Source organism: Xylanimonas oleitrophica (assembly GCF_003244315.1).
GTDB lineage: Bacteria > Actinomycetota > Actinomycetes > Actinomycetales > Cellulomonadaceae > Xylanimonas_A > Xylanimonas_A oleitrophica.
Map to the genome: position 1 here is coordinate 63,225 of NZ_QKWH01000012.1, position 26,361 is coordinate 89,585.

Annotated in this window: 27 protein-coding genes; 11 read left to right on the top strand and 16 right to left on the bottom strand. The window is 74.6% G+C overall.

Annotated elements, in window-relative coordinates:
* Positions 1–176 precede the first annotated feature (176 nt).
* Both DNL40_RS13175 and yidC read left to right on the top strand, forming a co-directional pair.
* The gene (locus DNL40_RS13175) at positions 177–536 is read left to right on the top strand and encodes a hypothetical protein (protein WP_218926070.1); all 360 of its coding nucleotides are present in this window, start codon (positions 177–179) and stop codon (positions 534–536) included.
* Between the two features lie 132 nt (positions 537–668).
* Positions 669–1,538 carry a membrane protein insertase YidC gene (yidC, locus tag DNL40_RS13180; protein WP_179951081.1) on the top strand — a complete coding sequence of 290 codons (870 nt, stop codon included), beginning with the start codon at positions 669–671 and terminating at the stop codon, positions 1,536–1,538.
* A gap of 24 nt (positions 1,539–1,562) precedes the next feature.
* Here yidC and DNL40_RS13185 read toward each other — a convergent pair whose 3' ends face one another.
* The 3 genes from DNL40_RS13185 to DNL40_RS13195 all read right to left on the bottom strand — a co-directional run bounded on the left by DNL40_RS13185 (position 1,563) and on the right by DNL40_RS13195 (position 4,140).
* Entirely contained in the window at positions 1,563–2,222 is a 660-nt protein-coding gene (locus tag DNL40_RS13185; protein WP_245885916.1) for a response regulator, read from the bottom strand.
* A gap of 80 nt (positions 2,223–2,302) precedes the next feature.
* Positions 2,303–3,634, bottom strand: a complete 1,332-nt coding sequence (locus DNL40_RS13190) for a sensor histidine kinase (protein WP_111251718.1) — start codon at positions 3,632–3,634, stop codon at positions 2,303–2,305.
* Between the two features lie 65 nt (positions 3,635–3,699).
* The gene (locus DNL40_RS13195; RefSeq protein WP_111251719.1) at positions 3,700–4,140 is read right to left on the bottom strand and encodes a GNAT family N-acetyltransferase; all 441 of its coding nucleotides are present in this window, start codon (positions 4,138–4,140) and stop codon (positions 3,700–3,702) included.
* Positions 4,141–4,251: 111 nt separating this feature from the next.
* Here DNL40_RS13195 and DNL40_RS13200 point away from each other — a divergent pair, with 111 nt between their 5' ends.
* Positions 4,252–5,100, top strand: a complete 849-nt coding sequence (locus DNL40_RS13200) for a GAP family protein (RefSeq protein ID WP_111251720.1) — start codon at positions 4,252–4,254, stop codon at positions 5,098–5,100.
* A 49-nt stretch (positions 5,101–5,149) separates the two neighbouring features.
* On the opposite strand, the gene DNL40_RS13205 is transcribed toward DNL40_RS13200, so the two are convergent.
* Both DNL40_RS13205 and DNL40_RS13210 read right to left on the bottom strand, forming a co-directional pair.
* Positions 5,150–5,902 carry a hypothetical protein gene (locus DNL40_RS13205; RefSeq protein WP_111251721.1) on the bottom strand — a complete coding sequence of 251 codons (753 nt, stop codon included), beginning with the start codon at positions 5,900–5,902 and terminating at the stop codon, positions 5,150–5,152.
* A 74-nt stretch (positions 5,903–5,976) separates the two neighbouring features.
* On the bottom strand, positions 5,977–6,474 hold the full coding sequence (locus tag DNL40_RS13210; RefSeq protein WP_111251722.1) for a CinA family protein: 498 nt from the start codon (positions 6,472–6,474) through the stop codon (positions 5,977–5,979).
* A gap of 182 nt (positions 6,475–6,656) precedes the next feature.
* Here DNL40_RS13210 and DNL40_RS13215 point away from each other — a divergent pair, with 182 nt between their 5' ends.
* The 3 genes from DNL40_RS13215 to DNL40_RS13225 all read left to right on the top strand — a co-directional run bounded on the left by DNL40_RS13215 (position 6,657) and on the right by DNL40_RS13225 (position 8,265).
* Positions 6,657–7,244, top strand: coding sequence for a 1-acyl-sn-glycerol-3-phosphate acyltransferase (locus tag DNL40_RS13215; RefSeq protein ID WP_111251723.1), 588 nt, complete (start codon positions 6,657–6,659; stop codon positions 7,242–7,244).
* 64 nt (positions 7,245–7,308) lie between these two features.
* Positions 7,309–7,875, top strand: a complete 567-nt coding sequence (locus tag DNL40_RS13220; RefSeq protein ID WP_245885917.1) for a GNAT family N-acetyltransferase — start codon at positions 7,309–7,311, stop codon at positions 7,873–7,875.
* Positions 7,876–8,022: 147 nt separating this feature from the next.
* Positions 8,023–8,265, top strand: a complete 243-nt coding sequence (locus DNL40_RS13225; protein WP_245885918.1) for a hypothetical protein — start codon at positions 8,023–8,025, stop codon at positions 8,263–8,265.
* A gap of 8 nt (positions 8,266–8,273) precedes the next feature.
* On the opposite strand, the gene DNL40_RS13230 is transcribed toward DNL40_RS13225, so the two are convergent.
* Positions 8,274–9,158: a universal stress protein gene (locus tag DNL40_RS13230; protein WP_111251725.1), complete on the bottom strand. Its 885-nt coding sequence runs from the start codon at positions 9,156–9,158 to the stop codon at positions 8,274–8,276.
* Between the two features lie 168 nt (positions 9,159–9,326).
* Here DNL40_RS13230 and DNL40_RS13235 point away from each other — a divergent pair, with 168 nt between their 5' ends.
* Positions 9,327–11,105 carry a sensor histidine kinase gene (locus DNL40_RS13235; RefSeq protein ID WP_245885919.1) on the top strand — a complete coding sequence of 593 codons (1,779 nt, stop codon included), beginning with the start codon at positions 9,327–9,329 and terminating at the stop codon, positions 11,103–11,105.
* Here the strand turns inward: DNL40_RS13235 and DNL40_RS13240 are convergent.
* From DNL40_RS13240 to DNL40_RS13275, 8 genes are all read right to left on the bottom strand, one after another.
* Positions 11,102–11,764, bottom strand: a complete 663-nt coding sequence (locus DNL40_RS13240; RefSeq protein WP_111251765.1) for a response regulator — start codon at positions 11,762–11,764, stop codon at positions 11,102–11,104. The genes DNL40_RS13235 and DNL40_RS13240 overlap by 4 nt on opposite strands.
* A 45-nt stretch (positions 11,765–11,809) precedes the next feature.
* Positions 11,810–12,346, bottom strand: coding sequence for a hypothetical protein (locus tag DNL40_RS13245; RefSeq protein ID WP_111251726.1), 537 nt, complete (start codon positions 12,344–12,346; stop codon positions 11,810–11,812).
* Positions 12,347–12,490: 144 nt separating this feature from the next.
* Entirely contained in the window at positions 12,491–13,684 is a 1,194-nt protein-coding gene (locus DNL40_RS13250; protein ID WP_111251727.1) for a dipeptidase, read from the bottom strand.
* Positions 13,685–13,720: 36 nt separating this feature from the next.
* Positions 13,721–14,083, bottom strand: coding sequence for an RNA-binding S4 domain-containing protein (locus DNL40_RS13255; RefSeq protein ID WP_111251728.1), 363 nt, complete (start codon positions 14,081–14,083; stop codon positions 13,721–13,723).
* Between the two features lie 82 nt (positions 14,084–14,165).
* Positions 14,166–16,562, bottom strand: coding sequence for a beta-xylosidase/alpha-l-arabinosidase (locus DNL40_RS13260; protein WP_111251766.1), 2,397 nt, complete (start codon positions 16,560–16,562; stop codon positions 14,166–14,168).
* A gap of 208 nt (positions 16,563–16,770) precedes the next feature.
* Complete coding sequence (locus DNL40_RS13265; protein WP_245885928.1) at positions 16,771–17,571, bottom strand: carbohydrate ABC transporter permease; 801 nt, start codon at positions 17,569–17,571, stop codon at positions 16,771–16,773.
* Between the two features lie 59 nt (positions 17,572–17,630).
* Positions 17,631–18,686: a carbohydrate ABC transporter permease gene (locus DNL40_RS13270; protein WP_111251768.1), complete on the bottom strand. Its 1,056-nt coding sequence runs from the start codon at positions 18,684–18,686 to the stop codon at positions 17,631–17,633.
* A 5-nt stretch (positions 18,687–18,691) separates the two neighbouring features.
* A complete protein-coding gene (locus tag DNL40_RS13275; RefSeq protein WP_111251729.1) occupies positions 18,692–19,999 on the bottom strand; it encodes an extracellular solute-binding protein in 1,308 nt (435 codons plus the stop codon).
* Positions 20,000–20,206: 207 nt separating this feature from the next.
* On the opposite strand from DNL40_RS13275, the gene DNL40_RS13280 reads away from it, so the two are divergent.
* Positions 20,207–21,196: a LacI family DNA-binding transcriptional regulator gene (locus tag DNL40_RS13280; protein WP_425450784.1), complete on the top strand. Its 990-nt coding sequence runs from the start codon at positions 20,207–20,209 to the stop codon at positions 21,194–21,196.
* 19 nt (positions 21,197–21,215) lie between these two features.
* Here the strand turns inward: DNL40_RS13280 and DNL40_RS13285 are convergent, their stop codons facing one another.
* The gene (locus tag DNL40_RS13285) at positions 21,216–22,025 is read right to left on the bottom strand and encodes a copper homeostasis protein CutC (protein WP_111251731.1); all 810 of its coding nucleotides are present in this window, start codon (positions 22,023–22,025) and stop codon (positions 21,216–21,218) included.
* 129 nt (positions 22,026–22,154) lie between these two features.
* Between DNL40_RS13285 and pgi the strand changes: the two genes are divergently transcribed.
* From pgi to DNL40_RS13300, 3 genes are all read left to right on the top strand, one after another.
* A complete protein-coding gene (pgi, locus tag DNL40_RS13290) occupies positions 22,155–23,870 on the top strand; it encodes a glucose-6-phosphate isomerase (RefSeq protein ID WP_111251732.1) in 1,716 nt (571 codons plus the stop codon).
* Positions 23,871–23,896: 26 nt separating this feature from the next.
* Positions 23,897–24,766 carry an aldo/keto reductase gene (locus DNL40_RS13295; RefSeq protein ID WP_111251733.1) on the top strand — a complete coding sequence of 290 codons (870 nt, stop codon included), beginning with the start codon at positions 23,897–23,899 and terminating at the stop codon, positions 24,764–24,766.
* A gap of 112 nt (positions 24,767–24,878) precedes the next feature.
* Positions 24,879–26,024: a PrsW family intramembrane metalloprotease gene (locus DNL40_RS13300; RefSeq protein ID WP_111251734.1), complete on the top strand. Its 1,146-nt coding sequence runs from the start codon at positions 24,879–24,881 to the stop codon at positions 26,022–26,024.
* A 22-nt stretch (positions 26,025–26,046) separates the two neighbouring features.
* Here the strand turns inward: DNL40_RS13300 and DNL40_RS13305 are convergent, their stop codons facing one another.
* Positions 26,047–26,352 carry a DUF4235 domain-containing protein gene (locus DNL40_RS13305; RefSeq protein WP_111251735.1) on the bottom strand — a complete coding sequence of 102 codons (306 nt, stop codon included), beginning with the start codon at positions 26,350–26,352 and terminating at the stop codon, positions 26,047–26,049.
* Positions 26,353–26,361 lie beyond the last annotated feature (9 nt).

The window sequence follows — 26,361 nt, forward strand, 5'->3', positions numbered from 1 at the left end:
GGGCGCCACGGCCTTCGACCGCCGACCGGCCAGGGCGGGTCCTCCTCCGGTGGACGACGCGGCCACGGGCCGGCCGCCAGGACCCCGCGACCGACGCCGCGGCCGCCCTGGGCGACGGCCACGGCCGCTCTGGCAGGTAGCGTGAGCACCAGACGGGCCAGGAGGAGGTGGACCACGTGCCGAGCACGACGACGAGCGCGCGCCCCCGCCGACGGCTGACCGCCGTCGCCTCGGCCCGCGCCGTCGCGCTGGTCCCGACCCTCGGCGCGCTGGCGCTCGTCGTCCTGGCAGCCACGCCGCTGGGTTCTGCGCACGGCACCCTGGCCCTCCTGCTGGGAGCCGCCGCCTCGGCCGTGACCGCCACCGCCGTCGGGCTGCTCGCGTCGCTCGCCCTCGCCGTCCTGCTCGTGGCCACCGCGCCACGGGTGGCGCCCCAGGCCGTGGCCCCGCCGCCGTCGCGCCAGCACGACCCCACCACGCCAGGCCGCCCACGGCCGCGCGCACCGGGAGCGACGTCGCTCCCGTGCGCCCGCTGACCCCGGCCGCCCTCGGCGACCGGGCACCACGCCCAGGCTCCACGCCGCCACCACCGACGCCGCAGGCGCGGTCGGCGGCTGTGGCCGCGCACGGGAACACGCGTCCCGTCCCCTCGGCTCCCGGAGTCCCCCGTGCACATCGCCCCCCTGCTCTTCCCCGCCCCGTCCACCGCCCCGATCGCCGCCGACTCGTTCGTCTCCACCGTCGCGGCCCCGCTGCTGCCCCTGCGCCAGGCCGTCGCCTGGGTGCTCGTCCGCTGTCACGACCTCGCCACCTCCACCGGTCTCGACCCGGCGGGCGGGCCCGCGTGGGCGCTGGCGATCGTGGGGCTGGTCGTCGCCGTCCGCCTGCTGCTCGTGCCGCTCGTGGTGCGCCAGGTGCGCGCCGGGCACGCCATGAGCGCCCTCCAGCCGGAGCTCCAGCGGATCCGCCGCAAGTACCAGGGCCGCACCGACCGCGCGTCGCTCCTGGCCGCGCGCGAGGAGCAGCAGCAGGTGATGCGGTCCGCCGGCGCCCGCCCGCTCGCCGGCTGCCTGCCCGCGCTGCTCCAGGCGCCCGTGCTCTTCGCGCTCTACGCCACCCTCAGCGGCATCCCTCGCCACGAGTCGGTGGGGGCGCTCGACGCCGTCCTCGTGCGGCAGGCCGACGCCGCCCAGATCGCCGGGGCCCCGCTCTCCGGGACGCTGCTGACCGTCGACGGCGGGGCCGCCCTCGCGTTCTGCGTCGTGCTCGTGGTGGTCATGGCCGCAGCGCAGCGGCTCACCCAGCGGCTCGCGCTGCGCAACCGCCCCGCCACCACGCCGGACGGGCCCCTGGCGGAGTCGATGGAGTCGGCGATGCGCTCGATGACGTGGGTGCTGCCCGTGGTGCTCGCGGTGACCGCGGTGCACCTGCCGGTGGGCGTGGTCCTCTACTGGGCGGTGTCCGCGCTGTGGTCGGCCGGGCAGCAGGTGCTCGTCAACCGGTTCCTGCCGCACCCCGGCCTGCGAGACAGGCCCTAAGCTGCACCCGTCTGGCGCCGGGGCTCAGGCCAGGCCTGCCTCGCGCGCCACGATCGCCGCCTGCACCCGGGAGGTGACGCCCAGCTTGGCCAGCACCCGCGAGACGTGCGTCTTGGCCGTGGCCTCGGTGATGACGAGCTCCTCGGCCACGGCGGCGTTCGCCAGGCCCCGACCGAGGGCCGCCAGCACGTCCCGCTCGCGGGGCGTCAGCGCCTCGAGGCGGGGGTCGACGGCGGTGGTGCCCCGCTCGGGGACCTGCCCGGCGCCCGCGGCCGGCCCTCGGGCGAGCTGGCGGATGAGCCGCCGCGTCACCTCGGGAGCGAGGACGCCGTCGCCCGCGGCGACCCGCCGCACGGCGTCGACCAGCGCCGCGGGCTCGGCGGACTTGAGCAGGAACCCGGCCGCGCCCGCGCGCAGCGCCTCGTCCACGTGCTCGTCCAGGTCGAACGTGGTGAGCACCAGCACCTCGGCCAGCCCGTCCGCCACGATCGCGCGCGTCGCGGCGATGCCGTCCGTACCGGGCATCCGCACGTCCATGAGCACGACGTCGGGGCGCAGCGCCCGCGCGTTCGTGACGGCCGCCGCGCCGTCCGCGGCCTCACCGACCACGACGACGCCCTCCGCGCCGTCGAGCAGCAGGCGCAGGCCGGCCCGGATGGCCGCGTGGTCGTCCGCGACCAGCACGCGGACGGGCTGCTCGGGCGCCGGTGCACCGACACCGACCGGGACGGGAGCGTCAGGGACAGACCCCTGCGGTGGCGTGCTCACGACGCCGCCCGCCCGGCCGGGACCCGCAGCGGGATCCGGGCCCGCACGCTCCACCCGCCGTCGGCCGCGGGCCCGGCCACCAGCCCGCCGCCCAGCGCCTCGGCCCGTTCCCGCATACCCAGGAGCCCCGTGCCGCCGCTCAGCGCCGCCTCGCCCTGCGGCGGGGCGCCGTCGGGCGCGGCGTTGCGCACCTCCAGCTCGACGTCGGTGCCGGGGCGTGCCAGCCGCAGCACCGCGGGCGCACCGGGCGCGTGCTTGACGGCGTTGGTCAGCGCCTCGGCGGCGATGCGGTGCAGCGCCTGGTCGACGGCGACGGGCAGCGTGGCGGCGACGACGTCGTCGGCCCCCTCCACACGGACCGCCGTGCCGGCGGCCGTCGCCCGGCCGACCAGCGAATCGAGCGCGCCGGGCCCGGTCAGGCGCGGCGGGGCCGCGACGTCGTCCCCGGACGCCCCGGCGGCTCGCGGCTCCGAGCGCAGCAGCAGGATCATCGAACGCATCTCCTCCAGGGACGCCACCGAGGCGGCCCGCACCTGCTCGAGCGCCGCACGGTCGCGGGCAGCGTCGGGCGGGGACGCCAGGGCCGCCCCCGAGTGGATGGCGATGGTGGACAGGTGTGCGGCCACGACGTCGTGCAGGTCTCGCGCCATCGCCGCACGCTCGGCACGCACCGCCTCGTGCCGCTCCGCCTCCGCGAGCCGCTCCAGGTCCCGGGCACGCTGCCGCTCGAGCTCGGCCTGCTGCTCGGCCAGGTGCGCCCGCTCCCCCGCGAGGTCGGCGCGCTGCCGCTCCAGGCGCGCCATGTCGGACTTGCGGCGCACGTCGGTGGCCCACCACAGCGGCGTCAGCAGCACGGCGCCGAGCTGCAGGGCGGTGAACACGAGCTCGCGCGGGTCACCTGTCGCCACCACGGCCACCACCGCGGCGACGACGACGAGGCCGGTCGCCACCGTCCACAGCGCCCGGCGGGCGGCCTCGCCCGACCACAGCGCGGCGGCGTGCAGCAGGTCCCACAGCACCAGCACGAGCGCCACGCTGCCGCCCCACCACAGGTCGACCACCACGAGCACCACGCCACCCAGCAGGGCCCGCACCGGGCTGCGCCTCTTGACCACGACGAGCAGGCAGCCCGCGGCCAGCAGCACCGCGTGCCACCACAGGGGCACCTGGGGCGCGTCGCGGTACAGGCCCACGAGCCCCACCACGAGGGTCAGGACGCCGAGGAGGAAGGTCACCGCCGCCGTCACGACGTCTCCGCGCCGGTCGTCGGCGCGGGCCGCCCGGGCGACCGCAGCCCCGGCGCGGCGCCACCAGGGTTCCGTGCTCACCGGACCATCCCAGCACGAGGCCCGCGGCACGGGCATCCGGCGAACGATGTACCGGTCGCTGCGGCTCAGCCCCGGCGCAGGTGCAGGATCGGGAAGGGGCGCCCGTCGTCGTCCAGGGCAGAGCGGCCCACCTGGACGAACCCCTTGGCCGCGTAGAACCGCCGACCGCTCTCGTTGCCCTCGTTGACGTCGACGTGCACCTCTTCGTGGCCGGCGGCCAGGGCCTCGAGCAGGCGCGTGCCCACGCCCTGCCCGTGCACCTCGGGGTCGACGAACAGCATGTCGATCCGGCCGTCCGAGCCCCCGGCGAACCCGAGCGGCGTGCCGTCCGGGGCCCTGGCGACGAGGACGTCGTCGGCCTGGTCGAGGTGCGCCGCGACCCGCTCCTCGTACCAGTCGACGTCGGCCGGGGAGAGGAAGTGGTGCGTCGCCTCGACGGCACGGCGCCACACGGCGACGAGCAGGGCGTGCTCCGCGGGCACGGGCGGGGACACCTCGACGTTCACGTCCTGGGAGCCTAGCCGCGCACCGGCGTCCGACGAACGATGTACGGGCCGGGGCGAGGATCGGCCGCCCGGCCGACGCCGCGACCCCCGGCGCGCGGGGAGGCTCCTCTCATGGACCTCCCCTTCGACCTGCTCGACGTCGGCTCGCCCGAGGGCGTGCTGGGGCTCGCCGGCGTGCTCGTGGTGCTCGCCCTGATCGACTCCACGAGCTTCGGCACCCTCGCGATCCCCGTGTGGCTGCTGCTCGCCCCGGGCCGGCCCCGCCCGGCACGCCTGCTCGTGTACCTCGGCACCGTCGCCGGCTTCTACCTCGCCGTGGGGCTGGTGGTCATGGCCGGGGCCGGGGTGGTGCTCGACCGCTACCAGGACGCGCTCGGCTCTCCGCCTGCCTGGGTGGCCCAGCTCCTGCTCGGGGTGGGCCTGTTCGCGCTGAGCTTCCGGTTCGACGGCAAGCGTGCCGCCCGGCGGCGCGCCGAGCAGGAGTCCGCAGGTATCACGCCGCCGCCGAGCCGCCTGAGCCGGTGGCGGGACCGCGCGCTCGGCGTGGAGAGCGGGTCCCCGGGCGCCACCAGCACGGCCGGGGCGGGGACGACGCCGGGCGCGGCGCTCGTCCGCCGCCGGGCTTCGACCTTCTCCCTCGTGGGGCTGGCGCTGGCCGCGGCGGCGCTGGAGGTGGCCACGATGCTGCCGTACCTGGCCGCGATCGGGATCGTGACGTCGTCGGGCCTGGGCACGCCCGCGAGCGCCGCGGTGCTGGCCGGGTACTGCGTGGTGATGGTGCTGCCCGCGCTGCTGCTGCTCGGGGGCCGGCTGGTGGCGGCGCGGCTGGTGGAGCCGCTGCTGCGCCGGGTGGACGCCTGGTTCGCGCGCAACGGTGAGGAGATGACGGGCTGGGTGCTGGGGGTGGTGGGGGCGCTGCTGGCGCTGAACGCGGCGGGGAACCTGGGGATCATGGGCTGAGCCGGGCCTGCCGGCCGGGCGCGCCGCGCCGGGTCGTCGAGCGCGGCGGTCAGCGCCGGTCGGACGGTCCGGCGGTGCCCGCAGCGCCGGACCAGCGGCGGGCGGCGGCGTACGACGGCGCCCGCAGCGCGTCCTCCCAGCGGTAGGTGCCCAGGCCGCGGGGCGCGTTGGCGGTGGGATCGAACCGCAGGTGCTCCTCGTCGTGCGGTGCGGTGCCGGCGGGGCCGAGCAGCTCGAGGGCGCCCACGCGCTGCCAAGGTCCTCTCGGGGCGGCCTGCACCAGGTCGAGGGCCACGTGCCCGGGCGGCTGGACGGCGGCAGGGTGCAGGCCCAGCAGCACGGGCCCGGCCTCGGTGCGCAGCGGCATCACGGTGCTGAACCAGCCCAGGACGCGGCGGCGCGGGGTGGGCACGAACCTGCCGAGCGGCCCGGGGCGGGCCGAGCCCAGCAGGAGGTCCTGGGAGAGCCCGCCGGCGTGCCAGCGGATCGCGATCCCGGCGACGTCGGGCCACGTGCGGGGCATGCCTGCCCCGAGCGAGAGCCGGACGACGACGGGGGTGCGCCCGGCGGGCAGCGCGGCCACGACGGCAGCTCCCCGGGCCGCTGCCGCGCCGTCGCCGGCCACCGCCGCACCGTCCTCCGCCGCGCCCCCGTGGGGGCCGTCCACCACCAGCACCCCGTCGAGGACGACGCCGTCGGGGTGCAGCGGCCGGGTGCGCAGCACGGCTGCGGCCGCACCGACGGCACCAGCCAGCACCAGCCCGGCGGAGCGGGCGAGGGCACGGAGCGGCAGGGACGGCATGCGGCCACCGTGGCACCGCGTCGCAGCGCTCGCAGCACGGACAGAGCGACCACGGCCGAGCACAGCAGACGCGCCTACGCCCCGCGTGCGACGTCGGTGAGCAGCGCGATCGCCCGCTCGGTCGTCGCCACCAGCACCTGGGGCGGGTCGCCGTCGAACACCTCCTTGACGGTGTGCTCGCCCGCCGGGGAGACGACGGCGAACCACACGGTGCCGGGGGCGTGCCCCTCGTCGGGCTCGGGCCCGCCCACCCCGGTGACCGCGACGCACAGGTCGGCGTCGAGCAGCTCCACCGCGCGGCGCGCCAGGATGAGCGCGCACTCCTCGGTGACCACGGGCCCGCGGGGTACGCCGAGCCGGAACTTCACCTCCGGCGAGTACGCGACGAGCGAGCCGCGCAGCCACGTGCTGGCCGACGGCGCGGCCGCCAGCACGTTGGCGATGTTCCCTGCGGTGAGCGACTCGGCGGTGGCCACGTGCCAGCCGCGGGCGCCGACGGCGTCGGCCAGCCCGGTGGCCAGGTCCTGCGCGGCGTCAGCCGTCCTCTCGACGGCAACCTGGAGGTTGTGCATCGGCCTAGCGTGCCCCCGACCAGGGGTTCCCGCAGGGCCGGCGGTGCGAGGCGGCGCCTCAGCGAGGCACCACGGAGGCACCACGGAGGCCACCGCAGAGGCCACCGCGGGGGCGGGGCGTGCCGCACGGGACACGGGCCGCAGCGTCGGCGAGCACCCGGGGTGCCCGGTACGGTTTCGGGATGCCTTCCCTGCGCCGCACCGTCGCCCAGCTCTACTGGCGGTTGAGCCGTTGGACCCCGGTCGACGACGCCTTCCCCCGCGAGCCCGCCGTCATGCTGGGCGCCCCGCACACCTCGAACTGGGACTTCGTGCACATGCTGGGCCTGGCCTGGCGCAACGAGGCGGACGTGCGATGGCTGGGCAAGCACACGCTGTTCACGGGGTGGCGCGGGCCGATCATGCGCCGTCTGGGCGGCATCCCGGTGGACCGCACCAACCCCTCGGGCGTGGTGGACGAGGTGCTGGCAGAGTTGCGGGCGGGCCGCGTGTTCCAGCTCGTGGTGACGCCGGACGGCACGCGGTCGTCGCAGGGCTACTGGAAGTCGGGCTTCTACCGGATCGCCCGCGAGGCGGGGCTGCCCGTGACTCTGGGGTTCGTGGACCGCACCACGATGACCCTGGGCATCGGCCCCACGTTCCACCTCTCCGGTGACGTGCGCGCGGACATGGACCGCATCCGCGCCTTCTACGCGGACAAGGCGGGGAACAAGCCTGCGCTGCGTGCCGAGCCGCGCCTCGCGGCGGAGGAGCGCCCGGACGCCGGCTGAGCACGCCCCGGGCCCCCGGACGCGCCGGCGGCGGCGCCGGCCTGGGCGTCCGTAGGGTGTGGGGGTGCCCGAGCCTGCTGCCCGTCCGTCGCTGCCCGTCCGCCTGTCCGACGACGTCGAGCTGCGCCTGCTGCGAGAGGGCGACGGGGCCGCGCTCGCTGCCGCCTACGCGCGCAACCGCGAGCACCTGGCGCCGTGGGACCCGGAGCGACCCGACGACTTCTACGACCCCGCCTGGCAGGAGCAGCAGGTCGCCGGGGCCGTGGCGGAGCACGCGGCGGGCCGTCACGTGCCGCTGGTGCTCGCGGCGGACGACGGCAGCGTGGTGGGCCGGCTGAACGTGGCGACGATCGTCCGCGGCGCCTTCATGTCGGCGTCGTTGGGGTATTGGGTGGACGGCGGCCGCACGGGGCAGGGGCTGATGTCCGCGGCCGTGGCGGCCGCGGTGGTCCACGCCCGGGACGTGCTGGGGCTCCACCGCCTGGAGGCTGCGACCCTGCTGCACAACGGCGCCTCGCAGGCGGTGCTGGCGCGGAACGGCTTCGAGCGGGTCGGGCTCGCGCCGCGGTACCTGCGGATCGCAGGCCGCTGGCAGGACCACGTGCTGTTCCAGCGGATCCTCCACGACTGAGCCGGGAGAGGATCTTCACGACCGCCCAACCCTGTGACCAATCTCTCCGGGTGCGCGATGACGCCGCGTGCGGTAACCCTGGGACCACCAGCGCACCACGAGCGCACCACCGGGGGGTTCGACATGGGTGAGGTCGACGCAGGGTCGATGACCATCGCTCTACTGACCGCGTGCTCCGAGCCCGACGGCCCGGGCATCCGATCACGCGTGGTCCAGGAGATGCTCGACGAGGCCAGCGCGGACCCGGAGACCGCTCGCGCCGTGCTGACCACGATGCTCACCGCCTCGGTGGTGTCGCTGCGGGCGTTCACCGACGCCACCCAGCGCGACCGCGAGTCCGTGCTGCAGACGCTCGGCGTGGGCTGGACCCGGCGGCGCCTGGCTCTCTGAGCCCGAGGTCAGCCCTTCCGGCCGGGCCGGGCGTGGGAGACGATCACCGCGCACGGCGCCACGCGCAGCAGCCGGTCCGCCACCGAGCCGAGCATGCGCCCGGTGACCCGCAGGTGCGACCGGCCGCCCACGACGACGAGGTCGTCGGGGTGCAGGCAGCGCTGGAGCACGTCGGCCGGGCGCCCCTCGGCCACCGTCGTCGTGCACGCCACGCCGGGATGCTTCTGCGCCCACCGCTGCACGTCGTCGCGCACGGCGTCGGCGGCCGAGGCCCGCCACGCGTCCCCCCAGCCCTCGTAGAGCCGCAGCGCGCTGCCCAGAGGTCCGGGGTCCACGGCGTGCACCACCTCGAGCGGCACCCCCAGCAGCTCGGCCTCCTCGAACGCCGTCTCCAGCACGTGACCGGGGTAGTCGTCGGTGGCGACGCCCGCCACCACACGGCGCGGCAGCGTCACCGACGCCGACGCCGGCACCACCGCCACGGGCCCGTACGCCATCGCCGCGAGCGCCGACGACACCGACCCGGCCAGGGCACGGTCCACGGCCCCCAGCCCGCGCCGCCCGACGACGACGAGGTCGCTGGTGCGCGAGCGCTGGACGAGCACGTGGGCGGCCGCCCCAGGGACCACCTCCGTGCCGACCTCCCGCCCGGCCGTGCCACGTGCCTCCAGCCGTGCCAGCGCTCCCGCCACGGCCCGGCCGGTGGCAGCGTGCAGACCGCCGGCGGCGAGCAGCGGCCCCGCGGGCACCGGCGAGAGCGGCACCACATAGCTGCCGAGCACACCCAGCGCGGCGTCGTGCCGGTCCGCGGCCGCGGCGGCCCAGTCGAGAGCCCGGTACCCCTCCTCGGAGCCGTCGACCCCGACCACCACCCCGCGGCACCACCTGGCCATGGTGACCCCTCCTCCCCCGGCCTCGTCCGGCTGGACGTGGCGACCTCACCAGTCCACCGCCGCCCGGGCGCCGCACCCCAGGGCCCGGCGGACCGGCGTCGTGTGCCGAAGGTCCCGGCCGGCGCGGCCGGCGGGCGGATAGGTTGGGGGCGACGGACGGAGGCAGGCGTGCGGCACGACCAGCAGGGGGCAGACGCCCAGACCGGGCACGAGCAGGGCGCTGCGGTGCCCGTGCGTGCCAGCACGCCCGACGCCGTCCCGGCCGACCCCGCTCCGCCGCTGCGGCCGGACGGCAGCGAGGCGACCGACGGCGCCGGCCCCGCACCGAGCGAGGTCGACGTGCTGCTGGAGGCGGTGCTCGCCGTCGGGCGCGGCCTGGAGCTGGAGACCACGCTGCAGCGCCTGGTGCAGGCCGCGGCAGACCTGGCCGGGGCGCGCTACGCCGCGCTCGGCATCCTGGACGCCGCAGGCCGGATCGGCCAGTTCCTGACCGTCGGCATGTCGCCCCACGAGGTGCGGGCGATCGGGCACTACCCCACCGGGCACGGCATCCTCGGCGAGCTCATCCGCCACCCGGCACCGCTGCGCCTGAGCGACCTGGCACGCGACCCGCGCTCGGCGGGCATCCCTGCCGGCCACCCGCCCATGCACACGTTCCTCGGGGTGCCGCTGCGCGTCCACGGCACCCCGTTCGGCAACCTGTACCTCACCGAGAAGCGCGACGGCGGGGACTTCACCGCCGAGGACCAGCGGCGCATCGAGGCGCTCGCGGCGGCGGCGAGCGTCGCCGTCGAGAACGCGCGCCTGTACGACGACGCCCGGCTGCGGGAGCGGTGGGCCGTGGCGAGCGAGGAGATCTCGCGCCGCCTGCTGGCCGGGGACGCCCCCGACGAGGTGCTGGGGCTGGTCGCCGCCCACGCCACGCACGTGGCGGGGGCCGACGTCGCGACGATCGTGGTGCCGGACGGCGACGGCCTGGTGGTGCGCGCGGCGTTCGGCTCCGACGCCGGCGGCCTGGTCGGCGCGACGGTGCCCGACGAGAGCGCCTACGCCACCGAGGTGTACGAGTCGGGGCAGCCGATCGTCACCGTGGACGCCGCGAGAGACCCGCGCGGGGCGACGGCGTTCGGCGGGCGCCTGCGCGTGGGCCCGCTCGCCGCGCTGCCGCTGGGCGAGCCGGGCCGCACCCGTGGCGTGCTGTCCGTGGGCCGGCGCGACGGCGCCCTGGCGTTCCCGGAGGTGGTGGTCGACGCGCTGCGCGGCTTCGCCTCCCAGGCGGCCGTGGCGCTCGAGCTGGCGGAGCGGCGTCGTGACGCCGAGCGCCTCGCCGTCGTGCGCGACCGGGACCGCATCGCCCGCGACCTGCACGACCTCGCGATCCAGCGCCTCTACGCCACCGGTCTGGGCCTGCAGGGTGTGGCCCGGCGCCTGGAGCGCCGGGACGCCGCCGAGGAGGCGGGGCGCGTCGCCTCCGCCGTCGACGACGTCGACGAGACGATCAGCCTCATCCGCACCACCATCCGGGGCCTGCAGCCCCCGGCCGACGACGCCCGCCGTGTGGGCGTGCGCTCCCGTGTCATCGCGGAGGTGGAGGCCGCCACCCGCACGCTCGGCTTCCCACCGGCCCTGCGCTTCGAGGGCGCCGTGGACGCCCTGGTGCCGCCCGGCACGGCCGACCACCTGGTCGCCGTGGTGCGCGAGAGCCTGTCCAACGTGGCCCGCCACGCCCGCGCCCGCGGGGTCGACGTGGTGCTCACCGCCACGGACGACGTCGTCCTCTCCGTCGCCGACGACGGTGTGGGGATGCCGGGGGACGTCACCCTCAGCGGGCTGGCGAACCTGCGCCGCCGCGCCGACGAGCTCGGCGGGACCCTCACCGTGGGCCCGTGCCCTGGCGGCGTGGGCACGCTCGTGCGGTGGCAGGTGCCGCTCGTGAGCCCGGCCTAGCGCGAGGGGCGCGTCGAGGAGCCGTTCTGCTCCAGCCGGGTCGCCAGCACCGCGGCCTGCACCCGCCGCTCGAGCCCCAGCTTCGACAGCAGGCTCGAGACGTAGTTCTTCACCGTCTTCTCGGCGAGGAACAGCTCCGCGCCGATCTGCCGGTTCGTCATCCCCTGCCCGATCAGCGCCAGGATCTTCTGCTCCTGCTGCGTCAGCTCGGCCAGCGGGTCCTCCTGCTGGGCCTGCATCCGCATCCGGGCCATGACGTGCTCCGCGGCGCGCGGGTCCAGGGTCGAGCCGCCGGAGGCCACGGTACGGATCGCCTCGACCAGGTCGGTGCCGCGCACCTGCTTGAGCACGTAGCCCGCCGCCCCGGCCAGGATCGCGTCGAACAGCGCCTCGTCGTCGTCGAACGAGGTCAGCATCAGGCAGGCCACGTCCATGCGCGCCTTGAGGTCGCGGCAGACGCTCACGCCGTCGCCGTCGGGCAGGCGCACGTCCAGCACGACGACGTCGGGGGCCAGCGCGGGCACGCGGGCGAGGGCCTCGGTGGCGGTCCCCGCCTCGCCGACCACCTCGAGGTCGGGCTCGGCGTCCAGGAGGTCGGCGACCCCCCGCCGGACCACCTCGTGGTCGTCGACCAGGAACACGCGCACGGTGGTCGTCATGGTGCCCACGCTAGCCTCCGTCGTCGTCGTCACGCCGCAGCCGCCTCAGCGCAGCCAGCGGTTCTTGCGGACCAGCTCCGTGGAACCCCACCAGCGGCCCAGGCCCCACACGTCGCCCGCGCCGGCCCACGCGAGGCCGACGACGGCGGCGGCGCTGATCAGGTGGTCGTCCACGAAGGGGTTGGTGGCCACGGGCAGCGCGGCGCCCCACATCATCACCAGCAGCAGGGCGGCGCACACGCCCGCCACCCGCATCCCGATGCCGAGCGCGAGCGCCGTGCCGATGCCGAGCAGGCCGAGCATGAACAGCACGTCGACGAACCCGTTGCCGGCGAGCCCGTTGTAGAAGCCGCGCAGCGGGCCCTCGACACCGCCGAGGAACCCCGACGTCGGCGAGCCGCCGTTGATCCACGAGCGCTCGGACGGCGTGGACCGCCCGAGGCCGAACGTCTTGTCGAAGAACGCCCACAGGAACTGGAAGGCGAGGAGCAGCCGCAGCACCGTGAACGCGTACCGGGCCACGGGCGGCAGGGTGGTGGCGGTGGGGAGAGCGCCCCGCTGGCGCTCGGTCACTGCACTCATGGCGACCTCCGTCGGTCGGGCCGGGAACCTCCCGGCGTCACCACCAGCGTCACCGCCCACGCGGTAGGCGCGGCAGGGGGAAGGGTCCTCGACGAGGGGGCCTTTCGGCCCCCTCGTGACGGTGCGTCGGCGAGGGGCGTTCCCTCAGGCGTCCAGGTCCTCGATGCGCGCGGTGCTGGGGCCCCGCTCCGACCGCAGGCGGGCCGCCACGGCCTCCGCCTCGCGCAGCACCCGCAGCACGTTCCCGCTCGTCAGCCGGCCCAGGTCCTCGTCGGACCAGCCGCGCTCGGCGAGCGCCGCCAGCAGCGCCGGGTACCCGGAGACGTCGGCCAGCTCGGGCGCGAACCCGTCCGCGCCGTCGTAGTCCCCACCGAGGCCCACGTGCTCGACGCCGGCCACGTCCCGCACGTGCTCCACGTGCGCGACGACGTCGTCCAGCGTGGTGGGCGGCACCGGGTGCTCCTCGCGCCACTGCGCGCTGAACCGCGCGAACGCCGCGTAGCTCGCCGGGTCGATGCCCCGCGCCCGCGCCGCCTCGGCCGCGCCGGCCCGCCACGCAGCCACCTCGGGGGTCACGAAGCTCGGGACGAACGTCACCATGCACACCCCACCGTTGCCGGCCAGGCGGGTCAGGACGTCGTCCGGCACGTTCCGCGGCACGTCGCACACCGCCCGCGCCGAGCTGTGGGAGAAGATCACCGGGGCCTCGGTCACGTCCAGGGCCGCGTGCATGGTGCCCTGCGAGACGTGCGAGAGGTCCACCAGCATGCCGAGCCGGTTCATCTCCCGGACCACCTCGCCACCGAACCGTGACAGCCCGCCGTGCGCGGAGCGGGCGTCCGTGGCCGAGTCGGCCCACGGGTTGTCGTGGTTGTGGGTCAGGGTCATGTACCGCACGCCCAGCGCGTACAGCATCCGCAGCACACCCAGCGACGAGTCGATCGACTGACCGCCCTCCGCGCCCATCAGGCTCGCGACCCGACCGCCCGCCCAGGCTGCCTCCACGTCGTCCGCCGTCAGCGCCAGCGCGAACGTCTCGGGCCACGTCTCCACCATGCGGCGCACGGCGTCCACCTGCTCGAGCGTCTGCGTCACCGCCTCGCTGCCCGGCAGGTCCGAGGGCACGTAGACGGACCAGAACTGGGCGCCCACACCGCCGGCGCGCAGCCGCGGCACGTCGGTGTGGGTGCGGCCCGCCGTGCCCGCCGCGAGGTCCAGCGCGGACCAGTCGTAGCCCACCTGCTCGCGGGCCTCCCACGGCAGGTCGTTGTGCCCGTCCCAGACGGGGTGCCTCTCCAGGAGCTGGGCGATGCGTGCGGCGGTGTCCGGGGAGGTCATGCCGGCACCGTACCGCCCCGGGCCCGGCGGGCCGGCTCAGTCGCGCCGGGCCCCGCGCAGCCGGTCGATCTCGCGCCGCTCGCGCTTGGTGGGACGGCCCGCCCCCCGGTCGCGGATGCCGACGGCGAGCCGCTCCTCCCGGGGCGGCACCGGTGGGCTGTGGTCGACGTACGCCTTGACCGCCAACGGCGCGCCCACCCGCTTGGGCAGCAGCTCGACCACCTCGACGTCACGCTCGCGCAGCGGGTCCCGCCACGTCACCCGGTCCCCTGGCTTCACGCTCGCCGACGCCTTGGCCGGGTAGCCGTTGACGCGCACCCGCCCGGCGCGCAGCAACGTGGCAGCGGCGGACCTGCTCTTGAAGAGCCGCACCGCCCACAGCCACACGTCCACCCGCATCCCGTCACCCTAACGGCGACGAGGCCCGGCACCGGAGCGGTTCCGGTGCCGGGCCTCGTCGGCAGGTGTCAGGGCCGTGGCGTCAGGAGACGGTGACCTCGACCCAGCGGGCGTCCTCGCGGCTCACCTCGTGCACCGGGCCGGTGATCTCCAGCGCCGAGCGGTCCGTGGCCGTGCCGGGGATCTCGATCTTCTCGACGGCCTTCTCGTTGGTGATCGCGCCACCCGTGGTCTCCTCGGTCCGCGCAGCGGCCGACGAGGCGGTGGCGTGGGAGCCCACCCACACCTCGACGTCGCCCGGCTCCACGATCTTGACCATGCGACGGTCGCTGAACGCGAGGCGCGTGGTCGGCACCGTGAAGGCCACCTGCCGGGACTCACCCGGCTCGAGCGTGACACGGGCGTAGCCGAGCAGCTGGACCACCGGGCGGGCGACCGAGCCGTGCAGGTCGCGGCCGTAGAGCTGCACCACGTCCGTGCCGGCCACGTCACCCGTGTTGGTCACCGTGACGACGGCGGTGAAGGTGCCGCCAGCCCGCACGGCACCGTCCACCAGCAGGTCCGAGTACTCGAACGAGGTGTACGAGAGACCGAACCCGAAGGGCCGCAGCGGCGTCGAGTCCGTGCTCGTGACGTCGGACGGCCCACCCAGGATCGGGTGCAGGTAGGAGTACGGCTGCGACCCGGTCGAGCGGGGCAGCGACACGGGCAGGCGGCCCGACGGGTTGACCCGGCCCGTGATGACGTCGGCGAGCGCGAGGCCGCCGCCCTCACCGGGGAAGAACGCCTGGAGCACGGCGCCGGGCTTGGGGCCCTGCCCGTCCAGCGCCCAGTTGATCGCGTAGGGCCGGCCGGTGAGCAGCACCATGACCACGGGCTTGCCGGTGGCGAGCACCGCCTCCACGAGCTGGCGCTGGACGCCGGGCAGCTCGAGCGACTCGGAGTCGTTACCCTCGCCCACGGTGCCGCGACCGAACAGACCGGCCTGGTCGCCCACCACGACGACGGCGACGTCGGCCGACGCGGCAGCGGCCACCGCGGCGTCGAACCCGGAGGTGTCGCCGCCCTCGACGGCACAGCCCTCGGCGTAGACCAGCTCCGGCTGGGGCAGCCCTGCCTCGCCGAAGGCCGTGCCCAGGGCCTCGTGGAGGGTGGGGATGGCGAACCCGAGCTCGTGGTCCGGGTAGTGGGCCAGCACGTGGTTGGCGAACGAGTAGCAGCCCTGCAGCGCCTCGGCCCGGTGGGCGTTGGGGCCGATGACGGCGACCCGGCCCGGCTTGTCCTGCCAGGCACCGAGGGGCAGCACGCCGTCGTTGCTCAGCAGCACGACCGACTCCTCGGCCAGGCGGCGCGCGAGCTCCTGGTGGCGGGGGGAGTCGAGGTCGATCGTGGCGGGCGGCTCGTCCTCGAACGCGTCCGCGTCCAGCAGGCCGAGCTCTTCCTTCTGGCGCAGGGCGCGCAGCACGGCACGGTCCACGTAGGCCTCGTCGAGCTCGCCCGCACGCACCTTCTCCGCGAGCGGCGCGAGGTAGGCGTCACCGGTGGGCAGCTCGACGTCGATGCCCGCGGTCAGCGCGAGCGCCGCGGCCTCGCCGCGGTCCCTGGCGACGGCGTGCATCACCTCGAGGAACGCGACGGCGAAGTAGTCGGCGACGACCACGCCGTCGAACCCGAGCTTCTCGCGCAGGATCTCCGTCAGGTACTCGACGCTGGACGCCATGGGCACGCCGTCGAGGTCGGTGTAGGAGTTCATGACCGACTTCACGCCGCCGTCGAGGATGGCCATCTCGAACGGCGGCAGGAACACGTCGGCGATCTCGCGGGGGCCCGCGTACACCGGGGCGTGGTTGCGGCCGGCACGCGAGCCGGAGTAGCCGACGAAGTGCTTGAGCGTGGCGTGCACGCCGGCGTCCTGCAGGCCCCGCACGTACGAGGTGCCGACGGTGCCGACCAGGTACGGGTCCTCGCCGATGCACTCGTCGACACGGCCCCAGCGCGGGTCGCGGACGACGTCCATGACGGGGGCGAGGCCCTGGTGCACGCCCAGCGCCTTCATCGACTCGCCGATCACGTGGCCGGCCTCGTAGACCAGCTCGGGGTCGAACGAGGCACCCCAGGCCAGCGGCGTCGGGAAGGTCGCGGCCTTCCACGCGGCCAGGCCGGTGAGGCACTCCTCGTGCACCAGGGCGGGGATCCCCAGGCGGGTCTCGGTCTTCAGGCGGCGCTGCTCGGCCCACAGCCACGCGGCGCGCTCGGCCGGGTCCACCGGCCGGGTGCCGTACACGCGGGTGTAGTGGCCGATCCCGTCCTTGGTGATCTCGGCCAGGGGGGTCCCCGCGTTCTCCGCGGCCATCTCGCCCTGCATCGGGGCGACGACGTTGCCACCCTGGTCGAGCCAGTAGCCCACGATCTGGGCGAGCTTCTCCTCGAGCGTCATCTGCGCGTGCAGGGCTCGCACGCGCTCCGACACCTCGGGCATCGCCGGGACACCGGCGGGAGTGCCAGCAGAGGCGCTGGCGGGGGGCTGGGTGGCGACCTCGGTCACGGTCCATCTCCTTCGACGTACACGGGGGTCATGGGTGCGGCCCCGTAGCGCGTCCACGCTAGGGGCCGTCAGGGTGCGCGGGGCGCAGACCCGCGGGGGCGTGCCCGACGGCGGTGCGCAACCGCCGTCGGGCACCAGGGCGTCAGCCCTTCACGGCTCCCTGCAGGCCGTTGACGATGCGCTTCTGCATCGCGAGGAAGAACACCAGGGCGGGGATCATCGCCAGGGTGGTGAAGGCGAACACGCCCGCGGTGTCGGCGGAGTGCTCCGAGGAGAAGTCCGCCACCCCGAGGGGCAGCGTCTTCATGTCGCCCCGCAGCAGGAGCAGCGGGAGCAGGTACGCGTTCCACGACCCGACGAACGCCAGCACGCCGACCGTGACCATGCCGGGGCCCGACAGCGGCAGCAGGATCCGCCAGAAGAACCCGATGCGGCTCGTGCCGTCGAGCATCGAGGCCTCCTCCAGCTCCTTGGGCAGCGCCATGAGGAACGGCCGGAGGATGACCACCGTCATCGGCAGCGCGAACGCGGCCTGCGGCAGCGCCACGCCCCACCAGGTGTTGCCCATCCCGAAGTTCTGCGTGATCAGGATGAACAGCGGGACGATCGCCACGGTGGCCGGGAACAGCAGGCCGATGACGAACACCAGGAACAGCGCCTCGCGGCCCTTGAACTGGTACCGGGCCAGCGGGTAGGCCGCCATGATGCCGAACACGACCACGACGGCGGTGGTGAGCACCGCGATGATCGTGGAGTTGAGGAAGTACTGCCAGAAGCTCGGGTTCTGCAGCACGTTCGCGTAGTTGCTGAAGACCCACGGGCCCGGCAGACCCGCAGGGTCGGCAGCGATCTGCGCGTTGGTGCGGAAGCCGCCGAGGACGCCGTAGAGCACGGGGCCCATCGTGAGGGCGACCACGACGAGCGAGATCGCGTAGACGACGATCTTGCTGCCCGTGACCTTGCCGGCCGAGCGCCGGCGGGCGGGCGATGCGGTTGCGGTGCTCACGCGTCGGCCCCCTTCCGCTTCTTGCGCGCGCCACGGCCGTCGTCCGGCTGGGTGTCACGACGCAGGATGAAGTACTGGTACGCGAGGGCGAGCACGAGCGCGACGACGAACAGGATCACCGACGCGGCGCCGGCGATGCCGAAGTTCTGGCGCCTGGTGCCCTCGTTGACGAGGAACGTCGCCATGGTGGTGGTGGCGTTGGCGGGGCCGCCGCCGGTGAGGATCCACACCATGTCGAAGAGCTGGAGCGAGCCGATCATCGACAGGAAGCCCCAGGTGCGCATCGTGGGGCCGAGCAGCGGGATCGTGATCTTGCGCTGCACCTGCCACCAGGAGGCGCCGTCGAGGGCGGCGGCCTCGTAGAGGTCCTCCGAGACGCCCTGCAGGCCGGCCAGGAAGAGGATCACGGCCAGGCCGAGGTACTTCCAGGTGAGCACGACGAGCACGGTCCACAGCGCCAGGTCCGGGGTGCCCAGGAAGCCCTGCGGCGGACCCTGGATGCCGAGGGAGGCGAGGATCGTGTCGATCACGCCGTACTGCGGCTGCAGGAGCTGGAACCAGACGACACCCGCGATGACCTCGGCGAGCACGTACGGGACGAAGATGATGGTGCGCAGGAGGCCCTGGCCCCACATCTTGCGGTTGAGCAGCAGGGCGATCGCCAGGCCGAGCGGCAGCTGGAGCAGGATCGACCCGACCACGATGATCAGGTTGTGCGTGAGCGCGTCGGTGAAGACGTTGTTGTTCAGCACCGACACGTAGTTGCGCAGGCCGACGAAGTCGACCATCGGCCCGAATCCCTTCCACCGGTACACCGACATCTGCACGGCGGTGAGGATGGGCAGGATCACGAACAGGAACATCAGCACGAGGGCGGGCGCCACGAAGAACGCGATCTCCGCACGCTTGCGCCAGGCAGCGGCACCGGTCTTGCGGCGTCCTCCCGGGGCCGAGCCCGCCGGCCGCGCCTGAGAGGCGCGGGCGACGGGCTCTGCCACGGCGGTGGACGTCGCAGGCGAGGCGGCCGCAGGAGCGGTCACGTCGTCTGCCACGTCGATCACTGCTCCGCGTCAGCCGCGGACTGGACCGCGTTCACGACGTCCTCGGGGCTCGCCTGGCCGGCGAACAGGAGGGCGATCTCGTCGTTCATCGCACCACCGACGGAGGTGCCGAACAGGGTGTCGAGGTAGAGCTGGATCGACGGGGCGTTGTCACGCACGTCGAGCAGCTCGGCGAGCGCCGGGTCCGACACGTACTGCGAGGCGGTCGGGTTGGTCGGCAGGCCCATGTCGAGCTCGGCGAAGCGGCGCTGCACCTCGTCCGAGAGCAGGTACTGGGCGAACTCGACGGCGATGTCCGGCGCGTCCTGCGACACGGCCCAGGCGTCACCGCCACCCATCTGCGCCTCGGGGTCGCCCTGCTGGCCCTCGAACGAGGGGTACGGGAACCAGCCGGTGTCCTCGCCCAGGCCGCGCTCGTCCTCGGTCAGGCCCTGCATGACGCCGGGCTCCCAGTGGCCGGCGAGCTCCATGGCCACCTTGCGCGTGGCGAGCAGACCGGAGGCCGACGTCGGGCCGGCCTGGGCCTGCGTGGTGAGGAAGCCCGCGTTGAACGGCTCCTTGGCGATGAGACCCTCGAGGTTCTGGCCCGCCTTGACGAAGCACGGGTCGGAGTAGTCGACGTTGGCGATGGCCGACTCCAGCGTCTCCTGCGAGCACTCGCGGATGACGTTGTAGTACCAGTAGTGCGCGGCCGGCCACTTGTCCCCGGCGCCCACGGAGACCGGCGTGATGCCCGCGGCCTTGAGCTGGTCGATCACGGCGTAGAGCTCGTCCATCGTGGTGGGCGTCTGCGTGATGCCGGCCTGCTGGAAGAGCGCCTTGTTGTACCAGAACCCGACGACGCCGATGGAGTACGGCAGGGCGTACGAGCGGCCCTCGACCTGGAAGCCGGCCATGTACGGCTCGATGGTGCTGATCGTGTCCGCAGCGGAGTCCGACAGGTCCTTGAGGAGGCCCGCCTCGACGTGGTCCGCGAGCTCGCCGCCACCACGCTCCATGAAGACGTCGGGGGCGTCGCCGGCCTGGAAGGCGGCGTCGAGCTTGGTCAGCATGTCCTCGTGCTGCATGGCGCTGACCTGCACGGTCACACCGGGGTTGGCGGCCTCGAAGTCGGCGGCCACCTTGTCGTAGAACTCCTTGCCCTCACCGGTGTTCGAGTTGTGCCACCAGGTGATGGTGTTCTCGTCCCCACCGTTGGAGCCGGAGCTGCTGCTGGAACCGCCCTGGCCGGCACAGCCGGAGGCCAGGAGCGCGATGCTCGCGCCGAGCGCGACGATGGCCGCGCCCCGAATCTTCCTCGTCATCGTGGAACCCCTTGGTCGTCATCGACGGGTCGACAGGATCTGTCACCAGCGAGCCTGGCAGGGCACGAGGCAGGGTGTCAATCGATGTCGATAACGATTTCGTCACCCGATAGGCCCGGGATGTCAGCAAGTGCCGCCCGGGGTTACGGTGCGTCCGTGAGCACCGACGCCCACCCTGCCGACCTCGCCTCCGAGCCCGTCGGCCGCGTGACCATCTCCGACGTGGCCCGTGCTGCGGGCGTCTCGGTGGCGACCGTCTCGAAGGTGGTCAACGGCCGTCACGGCGTCGCCGCCGCCACCGCCGAGCGCGTCCTGGAGGTCGTCTCCCGTCTTGGTTACGAGACCTCGCTGGTGGCCAGCTCGTTGCGGCGGCGCAAGACGAACGTCATCGGCATCCTCGTGGCCGAGTTCGAGCCGTTCTCGACCGAGCTGCTCAAGGGCATCTCTGGCGCGGTGGGCGGCACCGGCTACGAGCTGCTCGCCTACTCCGGCGGCGTCACGGACAGCAACCGGGTGGGCTGGGAGCGGCGGTCGCTGTCCCGCCTGGCGGGAACGCTGATCGACGGGGCCGTGATCGTGACCCCGACGGTGCTGTTCCCGACGACGAGCATCCCCGTCGTCGCCATCGACCCGCACACCGGTCCCGCCGGCCCGTCGACGATCGACTCCGACAACGTGGGCGGCGCCCGGGCCGCCACCCGCCACCTGGTCGAGCTCGGCCACCGGCGGATCGCCCACGTCCGTGGTCGCAACGACCTGGAGTCGGCGCGGTTGCGCGAGCAGGGCTACCGCGAGTCCCTGGCCGAGGCGGGTATCGGGCTCGAGCCCGCGCTGGTCCGCGACGGCGGCTACCGGGCTGCGGACACCACCGAGCCCGCCCGCGAGCTGCTGTCGCGCCACGACCGCCCCACCGCCGTCTTCGCCGCCAACGACCTGTCCGCGCTGCGGGTGATCGAGGTGGCCCACGAGCTGGGGCTGCGGGTGCCGCAGGACCTGTCCGTCGTCGGGTTCGACGACATCCCCGAAGCCTCCTCAGGGACCCGGAGGCTGACCACCGTCGCCCAGCCCCTGCGGCAGATGGGCGCCCGCGCCGCACAGATGCTGCTCGCCATGCTCGACGGCGCAGGCACCGAGGAGCACGTCCACATGCCCGCCCGCCTGATCGTCCGCGAGACCACCGCACCCCCGCCCGCCTGACCGGTCCGGCGGGGCGGCGTCACCGGCGCACGAGAGCCGCGTCCAGAGCCGTGCGCGCGGCCGCCACGACCCCGGGGTCGGTGACGTCGTACCCGCCGTCCGCCCCACCCCCGGGCCCGCCGTCGTCCGCCACCGACCGGCGGGCCGACAGGTGCACCGCGTCGACGCCGGCCGCGACCAGGGCAGCGACGTCGTCGGGCCGCACTCCCCCGCCCGCCATGACCTGCAGCCCCAGCCCTCGACCGAGGCCGGCCAGCGCCGCGAGGGCGTCCACGCCCGCTCCGGCCCGTACCGCGCCGCCCGACGTGAGCACCCGGCGCACCCCTGCCGCAGCCAGGGCGCGGGCGGCAGCCGCACGGTCCGCGACGACGTCGAACGCCCGGTGGAACGTGACCTCGGCACCGCCCGCCGCGTCCACGAGAGCCGCGAGCGCCGCCGCGTGCACCCGACCCGCGTCGGTGAGGGCGCCGACGACGACGCCGTCGGCGCCGGCGTCGAGCACCGCGCGCACGTCACGCACCTGGACGGCGAGCTCCTCGGGCGCATAGACGAAACCACCGGGGCGCGGGCGCACCAGCACGTGCACGCCGACCCCGGTGCCCGCCAGCGCGTCCACGACGGCGGCGACCGTGCCCGCCGACGGCGTCAGGCCGCCCGTGGCTCCCAGGGCGGCGCACAGCTCGACCCTCGTGGCGCCGCCCTGCGCGGCGACGCCGGCACCCGCGACGTCCTGCACCGCGATCTCCAGCGCGACCTCGCTCGGGACGTGGCGCACGGCCTGGGACCCGGTGGCGGTGTCTGGCGCTGGCACGGCGGGCTCGTTCGTCATGCACAGAACCTAGCGACCGCCGCGGCCCCGCGGGCGGCGCGCGGCGTCCCGGCCCACCGCCGTCGGACCCCCGGGCTCGGGACCACCGTCACGCGGCACGGAGGGTCCGACCTCACTACGGTGGGACCCATGACGACGCCTGCACCCGTCGACCCGACCACCACCAGCGCCTGGGCCGATCTCACCACCCACTACCAGGGATTCCGCGGCGACCTGCGCGGCTGGTTCGACAACGACCCGGACCGTGCCGAGCGCCTGTCGTTCGAGGCTGGCGACCTGTTCGTGGACCTGTCCAAGAACCTCGTCACCGACGAGACGCTCGCGCTCCTGGTCCGCCTCGCCCACGAGGTGAACCTGCCCGAGCGCATCGAGGCGATGTTCACCGGCGAGCGGATCAACGTCACCGAGGACCGCGCGGTGCTGCACACGGCGCTGCGCCGCGCCCCCGGCACGCAGCCGCCGCTCGTGGTGGACGGGCAGGACGTCGACGCCGACGTCGCGGCCGAGCTCGACAAGATGAGCGCGTTCGCCGACAAGGTGCGCTCGGGCGAGTGGACCGGTGTGACGGGCAAGCGTGTCGAGACGGTGGTGAACATCGGCATCGGCGGCTCGGACCTCGGGCCGGTCATGGTCTACGAGGCGCTGGCCCCCTACCGGCAGGACGGGCTGTCGGTCCGGTTCGTCTCCAACATCGACCCCACCGACGTCGCGCAGAAGACGGCCGACCTCGACCCCGAGACCACGCTGTTCATCGTCGCGTCCAAGACGTTCGGCACGCTGGAGACGCTGACCAACGCCCGCCTCGCACGCGCCTGGCTGCTCAACGCGCTGGTGGCGCGCGGTGCGATCAAGGACACCGAGGAGGCCCGCCGCGGCGCCGTCGGGCAGCACTTCGTCGCCGTGTCCACCGCGCTCGACAAGGTGGCGGCGTTCGGCATCGACCCCGCCAACGCGTTCGGGTTCTGGGACTGGGTGGGCGGCCGCTACTCGGTGGACTCCGCCATCGGCACGTCGGTGGCCGTCGCGATCGGCCCCGACCGGTTCCGTGAGCTGCTGGCCGGCTTCCGCGCGGTGGACGAGCACTTCCGCACCACGCCGTTCGAGCGCAACGTGCCCGCTCTCATGGGCCTGCTCAACGTCTGGTACACCAACTTCCTGGGTGCCCAGACCCACGCCGTGCTGCCGTACGCCCAGCAGCTGCACCGCTTCGCCGCGTACCTGCAGCAGCTCACCATGGAGTCCAACGGCAAGTCGGTGCGCTGGGACGGCACGCCCGTCACCACCCAGACGGGCGAGGTGTTCTGGGGCGAGCCCGGCACCAACGGGCAGCACGCGTTCTACCAGCTCATCCACCAGGGCACGCGGCTCGTCCCGGCCGACTTCATCGCGGTGGCCAACCCGGCCTACCCGCTGGTCGACGCCGTGGGCGACGGTGGGGCCGTCCAGCCCGGCTCGGACGTGCACGAGCTGTTCCTGGCGAACTTCTTCGCCCAGACCAAGGCGCTGGCCTTCGGCAAGACGGCTGAGGAGGTCCGTGCCGAGGGCACCGCCGAGGAGATCGTCCCGGCGCGCGTGTTCAGCGGGAACCGCCCGACGACGTCGATCCTGGCCCCGGCGCTGACCCCGTCCGTGGTGGGCCAGCTCGTGGCCCTCTACGAGCACGTCACCTTCACCCAGGGCGTGGTGTGGGGCATCGACTCGTTCGACCAGTGGGGCGTGGAGCTCGGCAAGAAGCTCGCGCTGGAGATCGCCCCGGCCGTCTCGGGCGACGCCGACGCGCTGGCCGCGCAGGACCCGTCGACCCGCTCGCTCGTCTCGCGGTACCGGTCGCTGCGCCGCGGCTGACCGTCCCCTCCACGAAGGAGACGCCCATGCAATACCGCACCATCGGAGGCCGTCAGGTCAGCGCGATCGGCCTCGGCGGCATGCCCATGTCGATCGAGGGCCGCCCCGACGAGGCCCGCTCGATCGCGACGATCCACGCCGCGCTCGACGCCGGCGTCACGTTCATCGACACCGCCGACTCCTACCACCGCGACGCGGACGAGGTGGGCCACAACGAGGAGCTCATCGCCAAGGCGCTGCGCACCTACGGCCCGTCCACGGACGACGTGCTGGTGGCCACCAAGGGCGGGCACCTGCGCCCGGGCGACGGGTCGTGGACGCAGAACGGCGAACCGGCCTACCTCAAGGAGGCCGCCAAGGCGTCGGCCCGGCGCCTGGGGGTGGACGCCATCGGCCTCTACCAGTTCCACCGCCCCGACCCGGCCGTGCCCTACGCCGACTCGGTGGGCGCGATCCGGGACCTCCTCGACGAGGGCGTCATCCAGATGGCGGGCATCTCCAACGCCGACCCGGACCAGATCCGCGAGGCGGACGAGATCCTGGGCGGGCGCCTGGTCTCGGTGCAGAACCAGTTCTCGCCTCGGTTCCGCTCCTCCCTGCCCGAGCTCGAGCTGTGCGCCGAGCTGGGCATCGCGTTCCTGCCGTGGAGCCCTCTGGGCGGCATCGCGCTGGCCCGGTCGGGTGAGCTGGGGGCCGAGTTCCAGGCGTTCCTGGACGTGGCCGAGCAGCACGACGTCTCCCCGTTCCAGGTGACGCTCGCGTGGGAGCTGGCGCTGGCGCCCGTCGTCGTGCCCATCCCGGGCGCCTCGCGGCCGGAGTCGGTGCAGGACTCGGCCAAGGCGGCGGACCTGGTGCTGACGGACGACGAGGTGGCGCGCCTGAGCGCCGCCGTCTGACGCCTCCGGCGCGCACCGCGGGTCCCCGTGCCCGCGGTCCTGGCCTCTCAGGACCGCAGGCACGGGGACCCGTGACCGTCCGGGGAGCCGGCCTGAGCCGTAGCATCACCGCATGGCCCCTCTGGACCCGCGGGCGATCCTCGCGGGGCGCACGCACGGCCGGCCGCCGATCGGCGTCATCCTCACCATCGCCGTCTCCTCGGCGTGCCTGCTCGTGGCGCTGGGCTTCATGTCGCTCGAGGGGCCGTCCTTCGTGGTGGGGCTGCTGCTCGCCCTGCTGCCGCTGCCGCTCCTGCTCGCGGGCGTGCTCGCCCTCGACCGGCTGGAGCCGGAACCGCCCGACGCGCTCGTCCTGGCCTTCCTGTGGGGAGCCGGCATCTCCGTGCTGGTGGCGATGTTCGTCAACACCCTGACGATGACGCTGGTCACCGAGCCGCTGTTCGGCCCCGAGGGCGGCCGGTTCGTCAGCGCCACGTTCGGCGCCCCCGTGGTCGAGGAGACCCTCAAGGGCGCCGTCCTGTTCGGCATGCTGTGGTTCCGCCGCCACGAGATCAACGGCCCCACCGACGGCATCATCTACGCCTCGATGGTGGGCCTGGGCTTCGCCACCGTGGAGAACGTCAGCTACTACGCGGCCACCGCCCAGACGGGCGAGCTGTCCACCACGTTCGTGCTGCGGGGCGTGCTGACCCCGCTGCTGCACCCGCTGTGCACGTCGTTGACGGGCATCGGCATCGCGGCCGCCGCCCAGCGCCGCCCGGGGGCCGGGCGGCTCGGCCCGCCGCTGCTGGGCCTGCTCGGTGCCATGACGCTGCACGGCCTGTGGAACGGCTCGACGGCGTTCGGTCTCGGGGCGCTCGCCCTCGCCTACCTCGTGGGGGCCGTGGTGCTGGTCGCCCTGCTGTCCGTCGTGCTCGTGGAGCGCAGGCGCACGGTCGCGCTCATCGGCCGGCACCTGCCGCGCTACGCCCCGCTCGGCGTCGTCTCCGAGGCCGACCTGCGGATGCTCACCCACCTGCCCACCCGTCGGGCGGCCCGCACGTGGGCCCGCGCCGCGGGCGGCCGCGGGGCCGCCCGGGCGATGTCCGACTACCAGCAGGCCGCGACCGAGCTCGCGATGCTGCACCAGCGGGCCGAGCGCGGCGGCACCGACGCGTCCGAGGCGGGCCGCCGCCGCGAGGCGCTGCTCGGGCTCATGCACGCTGCCCGGCAGGCGTTCCTCCGTGCGGCGCAGCCGCCGCCGGGCGACCGAGCCTGACGCTCAGCACACCTCGCGAGGGTCAGCTGCCCGGCCACTCCCCGGTCATGCGCTGGAAGACGCGGGCTCCGCCACGGTCGATGAGGGCCTTGACCACCGAGAAGACGGCGCCCTGGAGCAGCGAGCCCAGGAGGACCTCGCGCATCGAGTACTCGGACTCCAGCGGCTTGGGCGCCTGCGTGCGGTGGCCGGGCACCACCCGCTTGTAGACCTGGCGGAACACCGCCCCCGCCACCAGACCGCCCACCATCGAGCTCACGAGGCCGAACGGCCGGTACAGGATCTTGGCCGACGTCGAGGACTTGGCCGGCTGCCTAGCGTCGTTCATGCCACGACG

Bases quoted from the DNA above. Each gene is read 5' to 3' on its own strand.
- DNL40_RS13200 (WP_111251720.1), top strand. From the start codon at position 4,252: ATGGACCTCCCCTTCGACCTGCTCGACGTCGGCTCGCCCGAGGGCGTG.
- DNL40_RS13205 (WP_111251721.1), bottom strand. From the start codon at position 5,902: ATGCCGTCCCTGCCGCTCCGTGCCCTCGCCCGCTCCGCCGGGCTGGTG.
- DNL40_RS13210 (WP_111251722.1), bottom strand. From the start codon at position 6,474: ATGCACAACCTCCAGGTTGCCGTCGAGAGGACGGCTGACGCCGCGCAG.
- DNL40_RS13215 (WP_111251723.1), top strand. From the start codon at position 6,657: ATGCCTTCCCTGCGCCGCACCGTCGCCCAGCTCTACTGGCGGTTGAGC.
- DNL40_RS13225 (WP_245885918.1), top strand. From the start codon at position 8,023: ATGACCATCGCTCTACTGACCGCGTGCTCCGAGCCCGACGGCCCGGGC.
- DNL40_RS13230 (WP_111251725.1), bottom strand. From the start codon at position 9,158: ATGGCCAGGTGGTGCCGCGGGGTGGTGGTCGGGGTCGACGGCTCCGAG.
- DNL40_RS13240 (WP_111251765.1), bottom strand. From the start codon at position 11,764: ATGACGACCACCGTGCGCGTGTTCCTGGTCGACGACCACGAGGTGGTC.
- DNL40_RS13245 (WP_111251726.1), bottom strand. From the start codon at position 12,346: ATGAGTGCAGTGACCGAGCGCCAGCGGGGCGCTCTCCCCACCGCCACC.
- DNL40_RS13250 (WP_111251727.1), bottom strand. From the start codon at position 13,684: ATGACCTCCCCGGACACCGCCGCACGCATCGCCCAGCTCCTGGAGAGG.
- DNL40_RS13255 (WP_111251728.1), bottom strand. From the start codon at position 14,083: ATGCGGGTGGACGTGTGGCTGTGGGCGGTGCGGCTCTTCAAGAGCAGG.
- DNL40_RS13260 (WP_111251766.1), bottom strand. From the start codon at position 16,562: ATGCCCGAGGTGTCGGAGCGCGTGCGAGCCCTGCACGCGCAGATGACG.
- DNL40_RS13275 (WP_111251729.1), bottom strand. From the start codon at position 19,999: ATGACGAGGAAGATTCGGGGCGCGGCCATCGTCGCGCTCGGCGCGAGC.
- DNL40_RS13285 (WP_111251731.1), bottom strand. From the start codon at position 22,025: ATGACGAACGAGCCCGCCGTGCCAGCGCCAGACACCGCCACCGGGTCC.
- pgi (WP_111251732.1), top strand. From the start codon at position 22,155: ATGACGACGCCTGCACCCGTCGACCCGACCACCACCAGCGCCTGGGCC.
- DNL40_RS13295 (WP_111251733.1), top strand. From the start codon at position 23,897: ATGCAATACCGCACCATCGGAGGCCGTCAGGTCAGCGCGATCGGCCTC.
- DNL40_RS13300 (WP_111251734.1), top strand. From the start codon at position 24,879: ATGGCCCCTCTGGACCCGCGGGCGATCCTCGCGGGGCGCACGCACGGC.
- DNL40_RS13305 (WP_111251735.1), bottom strand. From the start codon at position 26,352: ATGAACGACGCTAGGCAGCCGGCCAAGTCCTCGACGTCGGCCAAGATC.